This window comes from Kitasatospora sp. NPDC034023, assembly GCF_055575795.1.
Genome location: NZ_JBVIRY010000027.1, coordinates 126,981 through 145,074, shown reverse-complemented (window position 1 = coordinate 145,074; position 18,094 = coordinate 126,981). Strand labels below are relative to the sequence as shown.

Here is an 18,094-nt window from a genome sequence, read left to right as displayed (position 1 = left end):
GGGGGCGGAAGCCTGCGGCTTGCAACGGGCCTGACGGCCCGTTGGGCGGTGCTGACGCACCGCCAGGTGCGGGGGGGACGCCTGGCGGCGTCACCGTGCGTGGTGTCCCGAGGCTGCGCCTCGGGGCCCGGCTACGCCGGGCTGGGGTGGCCGGGGCCATTCGCCTGCGGCGAATTCGGAGGCACACCTGATGGCCCCTGACGGGGCATCGACTGAGGGGTGGACACATGGGCCTGCGGCCCGGCCCCCAGGCGCGTTGACGATGTGACGCAAAATTCCGGTAGCACCCCCTCCCCCACCCCCGTCCGGGCACCGTTGACGATGTGACGTGAATTTCCGATAGAGGGCCCTCCCCTGACGGGGAGGGGGTATCCGGTGGAGCACCCGTTGACGATATGGCGTAAATCCCCGGAAGAAGCGTCTAACCCGAGTCGTGGGGCCCCTGCCGGGGCCTCCACCACCCACCTGTCCCAGCGGGCCCGCGAAGGGCCCCCGGGCAGGCCTCCCTACGGCCCTGTCGCCCCATGCCCGGGGCGAGGCGTCAAAGATGCAAGAGCTGTCACCGATCCGGCCCCGCACCACCCCCGGAATCAGGCCAGGGAGCTGCCCGGGGAACAGCCCACCAACCGTCACAACCCGCTTGGTCAAAAGGCCCGTGCAGCGCCGGGCCAGGGCGCAGCGCGGGGCGCCCTTGAAACGCACGTGAATGTCACCGGACAGGCGCACGGAAAACGGGCTGGAAGACCACCCGGTATCCGGCTGAGAACCCGCCCGACGGACGCCTGGCATTCCGCCCCTAATGTCACAACAAGCACTAACCCGCCTGCCCGCTCCTACCGGCCGATAACGACCGGACCACACCCTGCCGAACACCACGAGGCCCACACAGAAAGCACGACGGAAAAGGGCGGGCCTTCGGTGTGGACCGGGGCCTGACGGCCCCTCGAAAAGGGCTGAGAGTGACGCCTGCGGCGCCACCGGAAAAGGGGCGGCACAGACGGGCCAGAAGGGGCCGGAAACGGGCCTGGCGGCCCTCGGCCGAGAACGGACAGCGGGCGCCTGCGGCGCCACCCGAGCAGGTGCCGGCGAAGCCTGCGGCGGCACGGTGAGCGGCGCGGGTGCGCCGAGGCGGCGCAGCACCGGCCGGGCGGGGGCAAGACCGCGGGGCCGGGCGCAGCCCCACCGCCAAGGCCTCTCCCGAGGCGGCACAGCACCTCCTGGACGGCGGCCTGACGGCCACCCACACCCGCACCCCCGGACCCCGATGCCAGGACGGCGCCGGGACGGCGCCGAGGGCGGCGGCGAGACGGGCGGCGAGGCGGCCGCAGGGAACCGCCGCCCACCGGCTCCATGGGACGCGCGAGGCATCCCGACGACGTCCGCCAGAACGGCGCCAAGGCAACCGGGACCACAGGCCGGCCGGATGCAGCGGGGCGCAGCGCGACGGCGGCCGGGACCGCGCCGAGGACGGCGGCCCGGGCGGCGGCCAGGACGGCGGGCGTTCCTTGATGACTCGCGCGAGCCACTCCCGCCAGGCCGGCGGACGGCAGCGGCACCGGGCAGCACGGCACCGAGGAGGACGACGACCAGGCCCACGACGCACCCGGACGGCGGCCCGGACGCCCCCGGGCAGGGCAACCGGCTCACAGGCTCACAACCCCTACAGGCCACCCCCACCACCAGGGAAAACAGCACCCCAATGACACAACCCCACAGCCTCACAGCCCCACCCCACAAGCACCGAGGCGGCCAGAAAGCCGACGAGCAGGACCGACCCGGCGGGCCCGGACCGCCCCCGGACAGCGCCCGGACGGCGGCCATGCGACCGGGCGTCACTTGATGGCTCGCGCGAGCCGTCCGCCGAGGGTGCTGGCCGGGCTGGGACAGCAGGCGACGAAACGCTCCCACCAGGAGAAACACCCTGAGACCGTCCCAGCAAAACGGACATAACAGCCAGGGCTGGGACACAGCTGAGACAGGACTGGGACACCCCGGCAGGCCGCGCAGCAGGCGACCAGGCCGACAGCGGCGGGACTCAACCAGCGGCACAGCGGACGCCGAGGTCGACGCGGGGCAGCCGGCTCCCGACCACCGACCACGACCAGGAGCAGCGACCCAAGCGACCCGCACAGCGGCGCGGACCGGCGGCCACCCGGACGGCGGCGAGGACGGCAGCCACGCGCCACTTGATGACTCGCGCGAGCCATCCCTCAGGCGCCGCCGGGACAGCCGCGAGCAGCAGGCGACGCAAGGCCGGCGGGCGTTCCAGATTTCTGGAACGGACGCCCCACGCGGCCAGGCCGGACGGCGGCGAGCAGCACGGCACCGAGCAGCCCCAGGGCGTCGACGGCGGCCCGGACGGCGGCCGGAGCCTCGCCCAGACCGCAGAATTTCCGGCCCACAGGGCGGAGCTCACGCCCTCACACGGGAAGACCTCCCGTCCGACGGCCAGGCGGCGAGGACGTCGACCAGACCCCAACGGGGCGGCGCCGAGGCAGACGTCCACGGGCCGCCCCGACGGCCGCGAGCAGGACACCGACCAACCGCCCCGGACAAGGCCGCCGACACCGGCCCTGACAAGATCACCACCCGGTGCGCGTCACACCCCATTGCCCGTGACGCGCACCACCCCACACACGGAACAGCGGGGCCGAAAACCCCCACCAAAAACACCCTGAAAACACGGCAAAAACCCGGCAGAAAACACGGCTGAAGCCCGTTCCGGAAACCCGCCCAAACAACCCGTCAAAACCCCACCCCCAACACCCCACCGCCAGTCGCATGACATGCCCACGACGAACACAGGCAGCAACCAAACCCAGCCCCACCACACACCAGCGAAACAGGCGGAAGCCGACACCCGACCCCACCCACACCGGTCCAACCAGAACCGGGCACAACCCCCAAAACACCACAAAACATCCGAGGAAACCCACCACAGGTCACACCCCGGAAGGGGCGTCAGGGCGCAGCAGAGGAGCCGGACCCGACCCGCAACCGACACGGCCGCAGGGACAACGAGGACGACAGACCCCGCACTCCCCCGACACGGCCGGCGAACACCGACCAGAACGCCACACAGCCGACGCCCCATCGGTCTGCGGGCGGCCAGCAGGGACGGAACGCCCGTCAGCTCCAAAGCCACCGGAAGGTTTCCACCAAACACACGAATCGGCTTCGGAATCGCGGAAGGATGGACATATGGACTACAACCTCAGCGCGTTGGGAACCCGCGAGTTCGAGCACCTGAGCCAGACACTGGCGCAGGCTGTCCTGGGACCTGGTGTCGGCGTGTTCGGGGACGGCAAGGACGGCGGCCGGGAAGCCACCTTTCGCGGCCCGGTGAACTACCAGCGCACGGGGCAGGCCTGGGACGGGTACGGGGTCGTGCAGGCCAAGTTTCACCAACGGTCAAACCATCGGCTACCCGACACCGTCTGGATGGAACGCTCCGTCACTGAGGAGCTGCAGAAGTGGGCTGCGTCGACCTCCAGGCGGGGCGAGCTACCGGAGTTCATGCTATTCACCACCAACGTGGTCCTGTCTCCTGTCCTTAAGACTGGAGGCATCGACCGTGTCGACGCGCACATCGCGAAGGAGATCAAACGCTTCAAGATCCCACTCAAGGACTGGGATGTGTGGCACTACGACAAGATCTGCCGCTACCTCGACGATCACGATGGTGTCCGACGGGCATACGCAGCCTTCATCACCCCCGGCGATGTCCTGAGTCGGCTCCTCGATGTCCTTCCGGATGCCGTAGCCGAAACCGCAGACATGATCCGAATCCACGCTGGCATGGAGCTGGTAGCCGACCAGTGGGTGCGCCTGGGGCAAGCAGGGGCAGAGGCCAGCGGCAAGATCGGCCTCGGACCAGTGGCTGTCGATCTGGAAGCTAAGGTCGGCGCCGCCTTTGAGGAACGGGCGACAGTCCGAGCCGGCGCGTACGCAATCGCGCGGGGTGACAGCATCATGCGTCCCTCCCTGCAGACCGCAGAGGACCCTCGCCACGTCCTGATCATCGGTGGGCCAGGGCAGGGAAAGAGCACCCTTGGGCAGTTGATCTGCCAGGCATACCGCGTCGCACTCCTCGACGAGGAGGGGGAGCGCATGCTGACCGCCCAAGCCAGCGAAGTACTGCGTGCCCTTCGCACGGATCTGGGCGAGATCTCTTTCCCCACGCCCCGCGCAAAGCGGTGGCCGTTGCGAATCGCGTTGCACGACTACGCTAACGCGGTCCTGGGCGGGGAAGAACTCAGCCTGCTGCACTTTCTCGCGCAGAGGGTCGGCAAGCGCGCTCCAGGCGTCACAGCCGCGACGCTCTCCAGATGGCTTCGCACGTGGCCATCGACCATCGTCCTCGACGGCCTTGATGAGGTCGCCTCGCCCTACATGCGGGACCTCGTGATGAGCCGGATCTCCGAGTTCCTGCTACACGCACGAGGGCTCGACGCTGATCTCTTCGTCGTGGGCACCACTCGTCCCCAGGGATACAAGGGGGAGTTCCACCACGGGGACTACGAGGCCGTCGAGCTGACCGAGATGTCTCTGGACGACGCCATGCGCTACGCGGAACGGCTCGCCAAGGCACGGCATCGCGACGACCCCGACATGCACGAACAGGTAGGCAAGCGCATCGTCGAGGCGTCGCGGGAGGTCTCGACAGCCCGACTGATGCGCTCCCCCTTGCAAGTGACCATCATGTCGCTACTGGTCGAGAAGCACGCCCGGATGCCTCAGAACCGCTTCGAGCTCTTCGACGCGTACTACAGCACGATCTATGAGCGGGAGGCCGGAAAGCCCAACGAGACGGGCCAACTGCTCGCCGAGAACCGACAGCACGTCGACTGGCTGCACCAGCACGTCGGTGTGCTCCTCCAGACACGAGCAGCACAGACTGGCGAGCGGGACTCCATCATGCGCAAAGAGGAGCTGGAGCAGCGCCTTCACGAGCGCCTCCTTGAGGAAACCGACGACCTCAAGCAAGCAACAGCGCTCGGTGCGAAGCTGATCAACGCGGCCACCGACCGACTGGTCCTCCTGGTCGCACCAGAGCTTGGATACATCGGCTTCGAGGTCCGAAGCCTGCAGGAGTACTCCGCAGCCCGTGCCCTTATTTCAGGGCCCGACGATCAGATCATCCCTCGCCTGGAAACTCTCGCGCGGCATCCCTCCTGGCGGAACACCTGGCTTCTGGCAGCCGCAGGTATCTTCACAAAGCACTACCACCTGCGGGGCGATCTCGTCGGGGCTCTGCGGACTGTCGATGCGCACGACGAGGCGGCCATGCTGCTTCTGCCAGGGGCGCAGCTGGCGCTCAGTCTCCTCGACGAAGACCTGGCGCGCCAGCATCCCCGATACCAGAACCTTCTCGTCCAGCACGCGGCCGAGCTGATCGGCCAGCACCCCGGTGACGCGCATGCCGTGTCCAACATCCTCATCCAGGCGGCGGCTCGCCATGACCAAGCCCGCGCCCATCTGGAGCGTGCTGCGAAGGTCGCTGCCGACAGCCGAGGAAAACGCCTGATGAACGCCTGCCAGGTCATCGCCCGCTGGGCGAAGGTACCCAGCCCCCTGGGCCTACTCTCGCGTCAGCTCCTCGACACTGCCGTACGCCGTATGACGCCACCAGAACGCGCCGCTGCCAGACTCTTCTCTGCCGAGGGGACCTGGGCGCTACCAGTGCCCGGGCTCCCCGTCTACACCCCCACCGAGGACAAGGTCTCCACCCTCGCTGCCTTCATCACCGCAGAGACCGCGAATCCGGAGGTCCAGTTCTTCATCGATTTTCTCCATCACCACCCCGTCTACCTCCAAGACATCGACGGGTACACCGTTGCTCGGGTCAAGCCCGATCATCCACTGGAGGCAGCACCGCTCGACGACCAGGTCGCAATCTCTCAGGCCCAACAAGCCTGCCTGGCGACTATCGAAGCGCAGGACGAGACAGGCTGGCAGATCGCCATGGCTTTCACCGGCCTGCTGGAACAGCTCCTGTACGAAACTGCCCCAGAACCCAGAATCCGCGGGATCATCTGAAGAGGTTCGCCGACTGTCTCGGCAGCGGGGCCCGCCCGCCAGGCAGCAGCGGTCGCCAGACAGCGTTCCAGGAGCGCTGGCATGGCGGCGGCACGTTGCCCGAGGCACGGTCAGAACACGGCTGCGGGGAGGCCACATGACACCTGTCCGAGCAACGAGGTGACACCGCCCTGCTGCGCCATGCCGCCAGCGACGGCCGATGGCGTCCGGGAGTACCGGTGAACCCTGCCGGCGTCCCGCCGACCGCGTTGCTCTACAGGTTGCCGTACAAGGTGCCCCACGAATTGCCCCACAAATAGCCGCACGAGTGGCCCTACGGGTTGCCTCGCCGCTGGTGCCCCGCAGAGAAACACCGCAGGTCAGCGCCGGTGGTCAAGGGGGTACGAGTCCGCCGACTACTTCCCTGTGGACCCTCCGGCGTCCAGGGCCTCCCAGCCGCCACCCCTTGACTGCCACACTGGCGATCATGACGAACTCCGAGCGGCGCCCGCTGTGGCGTCCCTTCTCCGAGTCCCCCGCCGACCCGGCCGCCGTCCAGGCCTCCCCCGCGGCCCGGCTCACCGCGGTGGAGCGGGCCCCCTTCCTCGAACCCGTAGAAACTCCGGCCCCGCGGGCTGTCCCCGGCACCCGCCGCCCGCTGGGCCCCGGCGCCCTGGCCACCCCGGCCGCCGACAGCTGATCACCCACCACGAAGGCGCCGGCCGGGACAGTTCGCTGTCCCGGCCGGCGCCTTCGTCACGTTCCCGCTCGGGGGTCACCAGTCCATCGGGGGGCCGGTGTAGTCGTCCCGAGGTGGTTCCGCAGGTCGGCGGGGGTTGACCAGCCGCCAGAACGGTGTAGTGTCCGCCGGCTTCCCGGTGGGCCCTGACGCTGGTCGCCCGCGTTGTTGCCGGGTTTCTGGGGGGCTTGACCGGCGTGCTCGCTCCCCTACCATGCGGTGCCACGGACCCGCCCCGGCCCTGCCTGGGGCGCCGCACCACTGCGCAGCATCGTGTGCGGCCGCGTCCGTCCAGCCACCCACAACTCGGAGGGGAACCAACATGACCACGCGCACCTCACGGCGGCGGCGCCCGGAACCGCGCACCAGCGGGACCACCCCGCGGCCCCAGGATCCGGCGCAGCCCGAGCGGCCGGCCTGGCGCAGCACATCGAGGTGACCTGGCGCTGACGTCCGGCCGGGGGCCGGTCCGCGGCCGCTCGGGGGCTCGGACGCGGACCGGCCCCTCCACGGTGCGCGAACACCGGCCCCGGCGCAGCCCGGACTGGGCCGAGGCGGTGTCAGCCCGCAGTGCCGGCATCTTTACCGACCTCTTCGGCCGGTTCCGGCGTCAGTCCGGTGGGGTCGGGGGTAGTCGTGGCCGGCTGGATGACCGGCACCGCCTGGTCCGTGCCGACGGTCGTGTCGGCGGTGTCCTCGCGGGAGGTCCCCTGCGTCCAGGCGGCCAGCGCCTTGACCATGGCCAGCACGAACTGCTGGCGCTGCTCCGGGAGGAACGGCCAGGACAGCCAAGCCGGGGCGGACAGTACGACGATCAGGACCACGGGCATGACCTTCAGCCCGATCAGGGCGTGCCGGACAACCACAGAATTCAACGAACAGCCAGCCTCAATCCGCGACGTGCGGGGTCGGGCCTGCCGAGTCGCGCCGATGCTTACGTGTTTGGAGCTTCGTGGAACGTTTTGCACAAACACAACTCAGTAGGCTTTTTTTTGAGGAGGCCGTCGGAAAACAGCACGACGGCATGCCGGGCACGCGGCCCACGGGAGAGCGTAAGGGGCGAGGTCACCTACGTTCAACTCGGTTGCCGCCCTGGTGATTCGGGGCGTAGCGGGCGTCTTCGGCGGGGAGGATCCGCTTCGTTGTGCTCGTACACCAGGAGAGGAAGCAGTGTCGTACTACGAGGAAGTCGCGGACAGCGCCGCCCAGCGGGCCATGATGCGTCAGGGCGCGGACAATCAGACCGACGCGATCGGTGAGGGGCTCGGCGCGATCGCCCTCGCCATCCTCGATCTCGCCCGCGCGGTCCGGGAACTCGCAGAGGCGCAGCAGCAGTAGCGGCCCGGGTCCGCCCTCGGTGGACGCGGGGAGGGGGTGCCCGGCTGGCTCGGCCGGGTGCCCCCTCCGTCGTTTCAACAGGAGGGAGCCGTCCCGGAATCCCGCGACTGCGGCGTCCGGGTGACGGCTGCCCAGGGGTTCTGCGGGGGCACCACCGGGTCGCACCTTGTGTGCGATCTACGATGGGCCGGGATCACCCACGGGCCGGAGGTCAGCGGTGGCAGTGGGAGCACGTCTCCTGGCCGGCGAAGGCGCGGTCCGCGGCGGCGACGTCCCGGCCGGTCAGCGGGGCGGCGGCATCGATGACGCTGCTCAGCTTCCGCCGTTCCTCACCGCGCGTGGCGGGGGCGCCGATGGTGATGTGACGGTCGACGTAGTCGAGGGCCTGGCCGGGGTCTCGCACCAGGTCGCTCTGGACCTTGGTCTGGGAGCGCCACTCCTCGACCTTCGGGCCCCACTTGGCCTCCGCCTCCTCGGCGCTGAGGCTGAACGGCTTGCCGATGCGGTCCCAGCCGCTCCCGCGTACCCGTTCGGCGATCACCGCGGCGGCGACCACGCCGTGGAGGGCGACGGCCTGCACGGTGTCCGCCTGGGCCGCGTAGTCCCCCGAGACGGCTTCGTCCGCGCAGAGTGTCGCCAGGATGTCCTCCGCCGAGCCGACCAGCACCGCCAGCTTTTGGGCGAAGTCGATGCGGGCCCTGTCGGACTCGGTGAAGCTGTCCGCGGGCAGTGACCGGACGTCCACTTCGGCGGTGGTGGCGGTGGTTTCTGTTGTCACGGGCTGATCAACGACCGGCTGCTCTCCCGGATGCGGCGGCGCAGCGCCGTGCCGCAACCGGGCGCAGCGGGACGAGAACGCAGCCGGGAACGTCCGGCGCAAGACTCCGCCAGCGGGGCCATCAAAGTTGGAGCCGCGGGCCGTCAAGGTACCCGCCGGGTACCTTGACGGCCCGCTCGCGCTGGTGGTGCGCGGCCGCGAGGGGATGGCCCTGACGTGCGGCATCAAGGTATCCGTCAAGGGACCTGGCCTGCCTTGACGGCCAGGTTCAACGACGGGGCGGTCCGGGGGCACGAGGACGGCTGCGCCGCGTGTGCGTCCCACGCTGCCCGCGGCGTGCCGGCTCAGCGTGGGACGCGGAAGTCACGCGGCGATGGCCAGGTCCGGCAGCCGGTCGGGAATCCATCCCCGCTGCCGTAGCCCCGGAGCCCGGCGACCGCACCAGTTGGTGCAGTAGCGGCGGGCCCGGCCGGCGGCTGCCGGCGGCGGCACCGCTTGGGCGCAGACCGGACAGTGGCCCGGCGGGACGGGCGTGGCCAGGCGTTCCAGCAGGCGCTGGACACGGCGCTGCTCGTCGCGTTCGAAGGGCTCCTCGTCGGCGGTGCAGTCGGTGAGCAGCTCGGCGAAGGTGGCGCGCAGCTGGGGGAGGTCGCGGCAGCGGGCGCCGAGGAGGGCGAGGTAGTCCTCGACGGGCCAGGTGGCGAGGGTGGCGGTGCGGGTGAGGTAGAGGCCGACGGTGTCGATGCGGTGGCGGTCGGGGTTGTCGAGGAGGAGGTAGCCGAGGATCTGCCAGGCGGTGGCCTTCTCGAAGCGGTGGGGGTGGCGGGTGCTCTTGATCTCGATCAGCGTGCCGTCGGCCAGGAGGTCGGCGTCGGCAGTGATGTCGATGCCGGCGAACATCACACCGCCCTTGCACTGGGCGGGGTCGGTGGTGGCGCGCAGTGCCTGGAGGGGGCCGGTGGCGGCGAGGTGGAGCTGGGCGGTGACGTCGTCGACCAGGTCGCGGTGGGGCAGGTCCAGGAGGAGTTCGAGGGTGAAGCCCTTGGGAGCCTCGGTGGCGGCCAGGAACAGCGGGGTGTAGGTGAAGCCGTAGGGGTTGCGGGCGGCGACCTGGTACCAGGCTGCGGCGAGCAGGAGCCGTGCGAGATCCTGTTCCTCTTCCCAGGCGCGGTCCATCGGCAGGTCCCGGTTGTCCGGGTCCAGGGCGTGAACGGTCTCGGCCAGACGCTGGAGGAGCTGGGCGCCGACGACGTCCATGCGCTCGCCGGCACGGCGGCCACCCATGGTCGCGCTGATGCCGATGCCCAGGCGGGTAACCAGGTCGACGGGGGCCGCGGCGGTGAACGCCAGGCGCAGACGCTGGTCGATCGCCGTCCCGACGGTGCCGGCTTCCGTTCCCACGCCTTCGGGCGGCATCAGCACGGGCTCGGTGGCGTAGCGGGCGCGGAAGTTCTCCCGAAGTGGCTTGGGGCCTGCCGACATCTCACGGTCGAGGAAGCGGCGCAGCGGTGTGCGGGGGCAGCTGAGGCCGGAGGTCAGGCTCATGCCGTCCACCGCCCCGCTGTGACTCTGCTGCCGGCCGGGCCGGCGGTGAGCAGCGCGATGGGCGTGGTGGGCGTTGTGGTGCGCGAGTGGTTCGTCATACCGAGGACGCTAGGAACGTCCTCTGACAGGTTGTAGGACGAATGGAGCAGGCGTGTCGCCCGGCCGGGGACGTCTTCACCCGGCTGGCCGGACCGCCCTCGCGCTCTAGGCCGAGTCCTTCAGCGGGAAATGCCGCTCCAGGATCTCGGCCCACGTGGGCAGGGTGACAAAGAGGCCGGTGTCGTCGGCCTGGGCCTGGACGAGCTCCAGCAGAGCTGCGACGAACGGGGCAGCGGCACCGTCGGCTGGGATGGCTGCTGCGGCGTCCTGGAGCCGCAGGTGGGCGGCGGGGAAGGCTTCCTTAGCCCGCGCGTCCTGTTCCTTGGCCTTCGCGGCGCTGGCCTCCATCAGGATCCGCTCGATCGTGTAAGTGGGGCACTGGTCGGTGTGCCAGATCTCGGTGACGGTCCTGTCACGGCCGATCGAGATGGTGCGGATGTCGCCACCGTCCGGTCCGGCCTGGCAGTCCTCGCAGTCGATACGGCGGCGGGTGCTCGGCTGCTCGGCGTGGGAGTCGGTCACAGGGCATCGGTTCCTTCCTGTGCTGCAGGCCGGGTGTGGGGCCCGGCCCGGAGCGCCATCCAACGCCCGCCGAACAGCAAGGTCAACACCTTTGGCGGGAACAGTCCGTCAGAACCGGCGGCGGCGTACGACAGGCCGGGCAGCAGGGGCCTGCTCGGTGCCGCGCAGCGCGAGGGCCGCGGTGCGGGTGCGCTCCAGCCAGCTCATGACCTGGCGCAGCGTGGCGGGGTCGAGGTGTTGGGTGAGGTCGCGGACGGCCTGGTGGTCGTCGTCGGTCAGGTTGTAGAGGCCGGCGCGGTCGAGGGCGGTGTAGAGGGGCTGGGCCGCGGTGCCGGCGAGGCGGCGGTGGGCGACGTCGGTGGTCTGGCGGGCCTGGTGGGCGGCCTCGCGGGCGCACGCCGCGACGTCCTGCCGGTGGCGCTCACGGCGCAGCGCGTGCTGGAGGGTGGTGTCGTGGTCGGGGTCGTAGCGCTCGGCGTGGGTGGCGGCGGTGTGGTCGTGTACGCGCTGCCACTCGGCGAGGGTGTCGGCCTCGGTGGCGTAGGCGGTCTCGTCTCCGGCGTCGGCGTGCCGGTCGGCGCAGTGCTCATCGTCCCAGGCCCGGTGCAGGGCCTGCTGGATGTTCTCCAGGGTCATCCCGGCCGCCCGGCGGCGGACCCGGTGGGGGACGTCGCCGAGCAGGGCGTGCTCCTGGTCGTCGTCGAGCTCGTCCTCGTCCGGGGCGTGGTCGGGGTGGGTGGGGTGCTGGGCGAGGGCGGCGTGCAGTGTCGCGCCGGCCTGCCACGCCTCGGCGTGCACGACGGGCTCCGGCACGGCCAGGCCCGGACGGGTACCGAGGACGACCCGGCCATCCACCAGCGCCACCCAGCCGTCCAGGCCATCGACGTCGCGCTCCGTCCAGCCGCGGGCAAGTCCGGCGCCCTGGTGGAGGGTGCGGATGCCGTCATGGCCGGTCCAGCGCAGCCAGATCGCCCCGCGCACCAGTGGGGAGTCGAGGACCGGGTGACCCAGGTCCCGGTCGGCGGGCGCGGGCCGGCTGCTGCGCGAGGCCAGCTCCAGCCGCCAGGGTGCGGCGGGGTCGGGGTCGGGGCTGGTGGTGTCGGTCATCGCGCGGTACCTCCGGACGTCGGGAATGAGGTGCGGGCGGCCGTCCCGGCCCGCGGTTGGCCGGGACGGCGGTGTCGGTGCGGGCCGGGTCAGCCGGCCGCGAGATAGGCGCCGGCCACCTCGTCCAGGTGGCGCGCGATCTCGTCGGCCCGGGTACGGTCCGCCGGGTCGCACTGCCCGTGCGCGTCGGCGATGGCGGTGTCGAGGTCGGCGGCGTAGTGCACCAGGGCGTCGTAGATCCGAGCGGTGGTCATCAGGTCCAGCGGCACCTGGCCCCGAACCCGCCACAGCCGCACGGTCTCCGCGACATGGCGCAGCAGGGCGGTGACGTGGGTGGCCGGCATCATGAGCTCGCCGTTGTCGTGGCGGTAGAGCACCAGCGGGAACCGCTCGTCGAAGCGGTCTTCGTTCGTGGTGGGCTCCGGGGTGATGTCGGTCATCGTGTGTGCCTCCAGGAGTCGGGAGCGGGGCGGCGAGGTGTGCCAGGGCGGGTCAGCCGGCGACGGTCTCGGCGTGCCGGTCCAGGGCGTCCAGGAGCGCGGCCTGCTGGTCAGTCAGCTTGCCGTCGCTGCGGGCCTTGTCCTGCTTGCGCAGCCAGGTGCCGGGACGGAACGCCGGGTCGTCGCCGAGGCCGGTACGGTTCGCCGGGCCGTCCAAAGTTCCGCCGGCGGCGAGGTAGGCCAGCAGGCGGCGGTACGACCTGTTCCAGTCCGGCTCCAGCCGCCACAGCTCGTCCAGCGCGTCCAGCTTGGCGACCTGGTCGCCGGTGAGGTTGTCGGCCTTGCGCTGGCGGCGCATCCACGCGCCCACCGCGTAGTCGTCCAACTTCGCCGTGGCGGGGATCGCCAGGTGGCCGTGCTGGTGGTGGAAGGCGGCGGCGTAGGCGTAGCCGCGTTCCCAGGCGTTGGCGTTCTTCGACCAGATCATGCCGAGCGCGTCCAGCTCGGAGATACGGGCCGGGTCGAGCAGGCCCTGGCCGTTGAGGTGGCGCTGGCGGGTGAGCCAGGAGATCAGGTCCGCGTGCTTCGTCTTGTCGGTGGGGTCGAGGTGGCTGTGCTCGATGTGGAACTTGGCGGCGACGGCGTGCATCCGCTGCCACTCGACCGCGCGCGGGTTGAAGGCGCGGAGCTTGACGGTCTGGAGGATCCGGGCGGCGTGCTGCTTCGCGTTGATCCGTAGCCACTCGATCGGCGACTCCGCCGGGGCCGGCTGCTGCTCGCCCTCCCCGGCCTCGGCGGCCTCGCCCTCGGCCGGCTTGGCCGCGGTGGTGTGGGCGGTGCCCTGGGAACGGTGGACGCGCAGTTCGGTGATCCGGCCGACCACCCGGGCGTCGTGCGCAGCCAGGGCGCGCAGGACCCGCCAGATGGTGCGGAACGAGCTGGCCTCGATCTCGGCGTCGGCCTCGGCCTTCACGGCCTCGCCGGCGTCGTGGACCTCGGCCGGGTGCGCGGTGGCGGTGTCGTCGCCGACCTCCGGCGTCGGCAGGTACACCGGGATGATGACCCAGCTGACCTTGCCCTCACGGTAGGACTGGCGCAGTGCCCTCCCGACTGCCTGGACGATGTCGATCACGCTCGACTTCGGGTCCGCGAAGCAGATGGCATCCACGGCGGCGACGTCGATTCCTTCCGTCAGGAGGCGACTGTTGCACAGGATGCCGCACTCCTCGCCGTCCTCGCCGGTGTGGGCCTTGAAGTCGGCGAACGCGGCGCGGCGGTCCTTGAGGCGGTCGGTGCCGGCCACCGCCTTCGCCCAGATCCTCTCCGGGCGCTCCGCGTCCTCCAGCAGCTCCGAGGCCTCCAGCAGGGTGCTCGCGAACTCCCGCGCCGCGGACACCCGGGAGTGGAAGGTGATGACCCTTCGGAGCCCGAGGTCGGCGACCGCGCGCAGCACCGCGATCTGCAGGGCCAGGCGCAGCAGTTCCTCGTTGCTGCGCTGGGAGCGCAGGTCGGCGACGGCGGGGAGGTTGAGCAGCTCGCGCAGGTCCTCGTCGGTGACCACCGGCACGAGGACGCGGTAGTCGGCGAGGTAGCCGTGCTCGATGCCCTGTCCGAGGGTCCAGGTGAAGCAGGTCTTGCCGTAGATCTCCTCCGAGTCCATGGAGCACAGGACGGGCAGCTTCTCGGCGCCATCGGTGTCGGCGAGGTCGGCCAGGCCGTCCTTCGCGCGCCGGTCGTCGGCGATCCGCGGGGTGGCGGTGAAGTACAGCCGGCGTTTCGCCGGGACCTGGGCGTCGGCGTGAATCGCGGCCCACGCCTTGCCCTCCGAACCGGCCGTGCGGTGGGCCTCGTCGATGATCACGAGGTCCCACTGGGCCAGCCCCCAGCCCTGGTGGGCCTGGACGATGCGCTCCAGGCTGGCGTAGGTGGCGTAGACGGTGACCGGCTGGTTGTCCGGGGCGCCGTTGACGAGGTCGGTGATCCGGACGGCCTGCGTGGTCACCTGGGCGTGGACGCGGCCGCCGGCCTCGGCGCTTTCCAGTGCCTCCTCGCGGGAGCACGCCGCCACGGCCAGGCCCCGGCGCCCGCCCCGCAGCGACCACGCTTCGGCGGTCTGCTCCAGCAGCTCGATCGTCGGCACCAGCACCAGCACCCGGCCCCGCGCCGCGAGGCGGCGGGCGCAGCCGGCGGCGATGAGGGTCTTGCCGGAGCCGGTCGCCGCGACGATGGTGGCGCGGCCGCCGTCCTTCACCTCGCGCACCGCGGCGGCGACGGCGTCCTTCTGGAACCAGTGCAGCGGCAGCGGGTTCACGGCGGTGCCGGTCTGCTGGGCCGGGAGCGGCGGTAGGGCCTGGGCGCGCAGTCCGGCCGGCGCGGTCTGCTCGGCGGTGGCGGTGGTGGTCTCCACGGCGGTGCTTCTCCTTCGGATGGTGAGACGGCGGGGCCGGTGCGGGCGGAGCTGTGGGAGGGTCGGGGCGGGCGGCCTCTCCCCGGGGCCAGGTCATGGATGGGGAGAGGCCGACCGGATCTACTGCTGGTCCTCGGGGATCCAGCCGCGTACCTCGAGGTAGGTGATGTCGGCGTCCTCGACGGCGCGGCCGGTCTCCACCAGCCACTCCCGCATCGCCTCGGTGACGTCGCCGTGGTGGTCGGCGACCCGCTGGGACCACTCGGCCGCGTCGAAGCCACCCGTGGAGGCAGAGCCGTAGGTACGCTCCTCCGTGCCGTCGGAGCGCGGGGTAAAGCCGCGGCGGATGCCGCCGGAGTCCTTCTCCGAGCCCGCGCTGTAGACGTACTGGTCGGCCTTCATCCGGACGGTGAAGGCGAGGCGGCCACCGGCCTGGCCGGTCTCGTGGACCACGGGCGCGAGGTGGCTCGCACCGGACTTGATGGCCTGCTTCCCCGCGCGGCCGGCCATGCTGCCGCCCGCCTCGCCCACGACGTCCTTACCGCGCACTCGGGCCTTCTGCCCGGTCTTGGTGCGGCGTCGCTCCACGTTCTCCTGGGCGACGGCGCCGAGTGCCTCGGTGTCTCGCTCGCCGCCGCGCACCGCGCGGACGACCTGGCGCAGCGCGCCGACGAACGCCTTGCCCTTGCCCTTGGTGAAGAACTGGCTGACGAGCGAGGCGTCGCGGCCGAGCATCTTGGCGACCTGGCGCTTGGTGTAGCCCTGGTCGATCAGCTGCTGCGTCAGGCGGGCGGCCTCGTTCGGGTTGTTCGGATCGGCCGGGCTCACTGCTCGACTCCCTTCGCGGCGGCCCTGGACCGGCGCCGCGCGGGCGGCCACTTCAGACGGTTCGCGGCGTGGGTGGGCCCGGCCAACAGGTCGAGCGGCTCCATGCCCCAGTGCCGCGCCAGCAGGTCGACCTCATCGATCGACCACGGCTGCGCACCGGACTGACGACGGGACACCTTGTCCTGCGACAGCCCGACAGCCACAGCCAGCTGCGCCTGGCTCTCCCCGGTGCGCTGCCGCAGCGCGGCCACCGTGATCCGCAGCGTTTCCAACGTGCTGAGCGTCATATAGTGCATCCTATCCATGTTTCATGGATAAATCCCATGAATTCTGGATCTCGCGACCGCAACGAGTGACGGGCACACCGGAGGGCCTGCCGCCGCAGGGGTGACGGCGCCGTTCTGGTCAGGCAGCCACAGCTCGGCGATGCGCGGTCGGTGCGCGGTGGCGTGGGGCTCGGCCCGCACGGTTGCGCTGAAGCGGTGTGGGCGGCCACGCACTGGCGCGCCGCCTCCACCGGTTTCGGTGCGCACCGGCGACTTCGTCAGTTGTCTTCTGGCTGTGAGCGGAGAGCGCGCAGGCAAGCTCGTACTTGGGCAGGGTCGGCTCCCGTCACGGCCGCCACGTCCTGCACCGGGAGGCCGAGGGCTAGATGCAGGAGGACGGTGTCCTGCGTGGCCGGCTGCAGGTGGGCGACGGGTCGTAGGGGCTTCGCTCCGGCGAGGAGGTGGATCCGTTGCCGCACGGCCTGCCAGATACATGCGGCCGGATTGGCGGCGCCCAGGATGTCGGGCCAATTCTCGGCGAGGTACTCGAAGGAGGCTCGCACGGCGAGGTGGGCGTCCGTGGGGCCGAGGAGAAGGTGAGCGTAATCGAGATAGCGCTGGTGATACAGGTCGTAGAGGGCGCGCAGGCCGATCTCGGGAAAACGGTTGGTCACGGCGGGGCGGGCGGGCTGGTGGGAGGGTGCAGTCGGCATGGGTCTCCCCGGGATCAGGCACGGGGCGGTGGGTAGAACTAGGACGGGCAACAATCAGCCGAAGGCGCCGGCGCTGTGGGTCGAGGCCGTCTCCTGCGGTGTCCAGCGGGGGTCGAGGGAGAGCTGGACGCGCTCCCACCAGGGGCGTACCTGGTCGGGGTGGCCTCGGAGGGCTTCCACCACCGCGGAGACGATCGACCAGGACTCCACGCCTCGCCCGTCGAGGACGGAGGCGACCTGGGAGACGGTCACGTGCCGGGTGGCCCGACTGACGACTTCCTGTTCGGGAGGGCATGCCGAGGCGAGGTAGAGGCCTTGGACGGCTGCCTGGAGGCCGGCGGTGGCGTACCGGCGGGCGCCTGGCAGGCCCGGCAGGAAGGGCCGGGAGATCCCTTCTCCGCGCGCCGCCTGCCACAGTGGCCGGACGTGCTCGGGTACTCCGCCCAACGCGGTCACGAGGTGCTCGACGGTCGGCCACGAGGGGAAGCGCTCACCGGAGATGAGCCGGGAAACGAACGAGGTCGAGAGGTCGGTCTCGTCGGCGATGCGGCTCATGGATTTGCCCGAGGACCGTTGCAGATGGGAGAGGGCGCTGGTGAGCTGGGCCTCGGGGTCGGTGGAGCTGACCACCGGAAGGGCGTGGTCGCCCGGGGCGCGGCGTCGGCGGTTGCTGGCGCCGCGTCGCCTGGCGGCCTGGGCCGCGGTCCGCTGGCGATCCCCGTGGTGCTGCAGGGCGCGGCTGCCGTTCTCCGGCGACCATCGCGAGCGGGCCGTACCCGGACTGACGGCGAGGATCTCCGAGACCATGGCCCACTTGACCTTCCGCTCGCGGGCCTGAAGCACCACAGCGGCCGTGAGCGCCTCGAGCTCCCTGCGCAGCATGGTCAGCAGCTCCAGTTCGGCGCAGGGACCGGGGCGGTCGTCCTGGGAGTCGGCGAGCCTCTGCAGCCTGCGGGCCTGGGTCACGACCTCATGGGACAGCCTGGAGACGGTCACGTCGTAGAGGCCGCGTTCTGGTTGGGGGCCACCCGCCGCGGCACGCCGCGCTGCCGCGCGACTGGAGGCCGCGCGGCACCGCGGGGTGCAGAAGCGCTGCGGTCGGCCCTTCGCGCTTGTCCGCGTGAAGTCGCTGTCGCACTGCTGACACACCATGATCTGCCGGGTCTCGGACATCTGCGGGTCGTCCTCCAACTGAAAATTCGCGCTATAGGGTGAGACCGCTGCGCGGTTTGCAACGCAGCGGAGAGGAATCTGACGCAGTCGCGCGTGCGAAAAGCGTCTGATGTCCCAGGGC

At 70.9% G+C, this 18,094-nt stretch carries 14 protein-coding genes; 3 read left to right on the top strand and 11 right to left on the bottom strand.

Annotated features, from left to right (window positions below; translation table 11 throughout):
- The first annotated feature begins 3,201 nt into the window (after positions 1–3,201).
- Together ACZ52R_RS30645 and ACZ52R_RS30640 are read left to right on the top strand one after the other, a co-directional pair.
- A complete protein-coding gene (locus ACZ52R_RS30645) occupies positions 3,202–6,039 on the top strand; it encodes an NACHT domain-containing protein (protein ID WP_465665443.1) in 2,838 nt (945 codons plus the stop codon).
- 466 nt (positions 6,040–6,505) lie between these two features.
- Positions 6,506–6,718, top strand: coding sequence for a hypothetical protein (locus ACZ52R_RS30640; RefSeq protein ID WP_465665445.1), 213 nt, complete (start codon positions 6,506–6,508; stop codon positions 6,716–6,718).
- 599 nt (positions 6,719–7,317) lie between these two features.
- Here ACZ52R_RS30640 and ACZ52R_RS30635 read toward each other — a convergent pair.
- Positions 7,318–7,581, bottom strand: a complete 264-nt coding sequence (locus ACZ52R_RS30635; RefSeq protein ID WP_465754484.1) for a hypothetical protein — start codon at positions 7,579–7,581, stop codon at positions 7,318–7,320.
- Positions 7,582–7,927: 346 nt separating this feature from the next.
- Between ACZ52R_RS30635 and ACZ52R_RS30630 the strand changes: the two genes are divergently transcribed.
- Positions 7,928–8,095 (top strand): hypothetical protein, encoded by a 168-nt coding sequence (locus tag ACZ52R_RS30630; RefSeq protein ID WP_465665448.1) that lies wholly within the window; start codon positions 7,928–7,930, stop codon positions 8,093–8,095.
- Between the two features lie 211 nt (positions 8,096–8,306).
- Here ACZ52R_RS30630 and ACZ52R_RS30625 read toward each other — a convergent pair whose 3' ends face one another.
- From ACZ52R_RS30625 to ACZ52R_RS30580, 10 genes are all read right to left on the bottom strand, one after another.
- The gene (locus ACZ52R_RS30625; RefSeq protein ID WP_465665450.1) at positions 8,307–8,873 is read right to left on the bottom strand and encodes a hypothetical protein; all 567 of its coding nucleotides are present in this window, start codon (positions 8,871–8,873) and stop codon (positions 8,307–8,309) included.
- A gap of 363 nt (positions 8,874–9,236) precedes the next feature.
- Entirely contained in the window at positions 9,237–10,418 is a 1,182-nt protein-coding gene (locus ACZ52R_RS30620; protein WP_465665452.1) for a hypothetical protein, read from the bottom strand.
- A gap of 204 nt (positions 10,419–10,622) precedes the next feature.
- On the bottom strand, positions 10,623–11,039 hold the full coding sequence (locus ACZ52R_RS30615; RefSeq protein WP_465665454.1) for a hypothetical protein: 417 nt from the start codon (positions 11,037–11,039) through the stop codon (positions 10,623–10,625).
- Positions 11,040–11,147: 108 nt separating this feature from the next.
- Entirely contained in the window at positions 11,148–12,146 is a 999-nt protein-coding gene (locus ACZ52R_RS30610) for a hypothetical protein (protein ID WP_465665455.1), read from the bottom strand.
- Positions 12,147–12,235: 89 nt separating this feature from the next.
- Positions 12,236–12,586 carry a hypothetical protein gene (locus ACZ52R_RS30605; RefSeq protein ID WP_465665457.1) on the bottom strand — a complete coding sequence of 117 codons (351 nt, stop codon included), beginning with the start codon at positions 12,584–12,586 and terminating at the stop codon, positions 12,236–12,238.
- 52 nt (positions 12,587–12,638) lie between these two features.
- Positions 12,639–14,993, bottom strand: a complete 2,355-nt coding sequence (locus ACZ52R_RS30600; protein ID WP_465665458.1) for a helicase associated domain-containing protein — start codon at positions 14,991–14,993, stop codon at positions 12,639–12,641.
- Positions 14,994–15,113: 120 nt separating this feature from the next.
- Complete coding sequence (locus tag ACZ52R_RS30595) at positions 15,114–15,821, bottom strand: helix-turn-helix domain containing protein (protein WP_465665460.1); 708 nt, start codon at positions 15,819–15,821, stop codon at positions 15,114–15,116.
- Entirely contained in the window at positions 15,818–16,108 is a 291-nt protein-coding gene (locus ACZ52R_RS30590; RefSeq protein ID WP_465665462.1) for a helix-turn-helix domain-containing protein, read from the bottom strand. The genes ACZ52R_RS30595 and ACZ52R_RS30590 overlap by 4 nt, the downstream gene beginning before the upstream one ends.
- A gap of 257 nt (positions 16,109–16,365) precedes the next feature.
- Positions 16,366–16,800: a hypothetical protein gene (locus ACZ52R_RS30585; RefSeq protein ID WP_465626450.1), complete on the bottom strand. Its 435-nt coding sequence runs from the start codon at positions 16,798–16,800 to the stop codon at positions 16,366–16,368.
- 54 nt (positions 16,801–16,854) lie between these two features.
- Positions 16,855–17,766 carry a helix-turn-helix domain-containing protein gene (locus tag ACZ52R_RS30580; protein ID WP_465754483.1) on the bottom strand — a complete coding sequence of 304 codons (912 nt, stop codon included), beginning with the start codon at positions 17,764–17,766 and terminating at the stop codon, positions 16,855–16,857.
- Between the last annotated feature and the right edge of the window lie 328 nt (positions 17,767–18,094).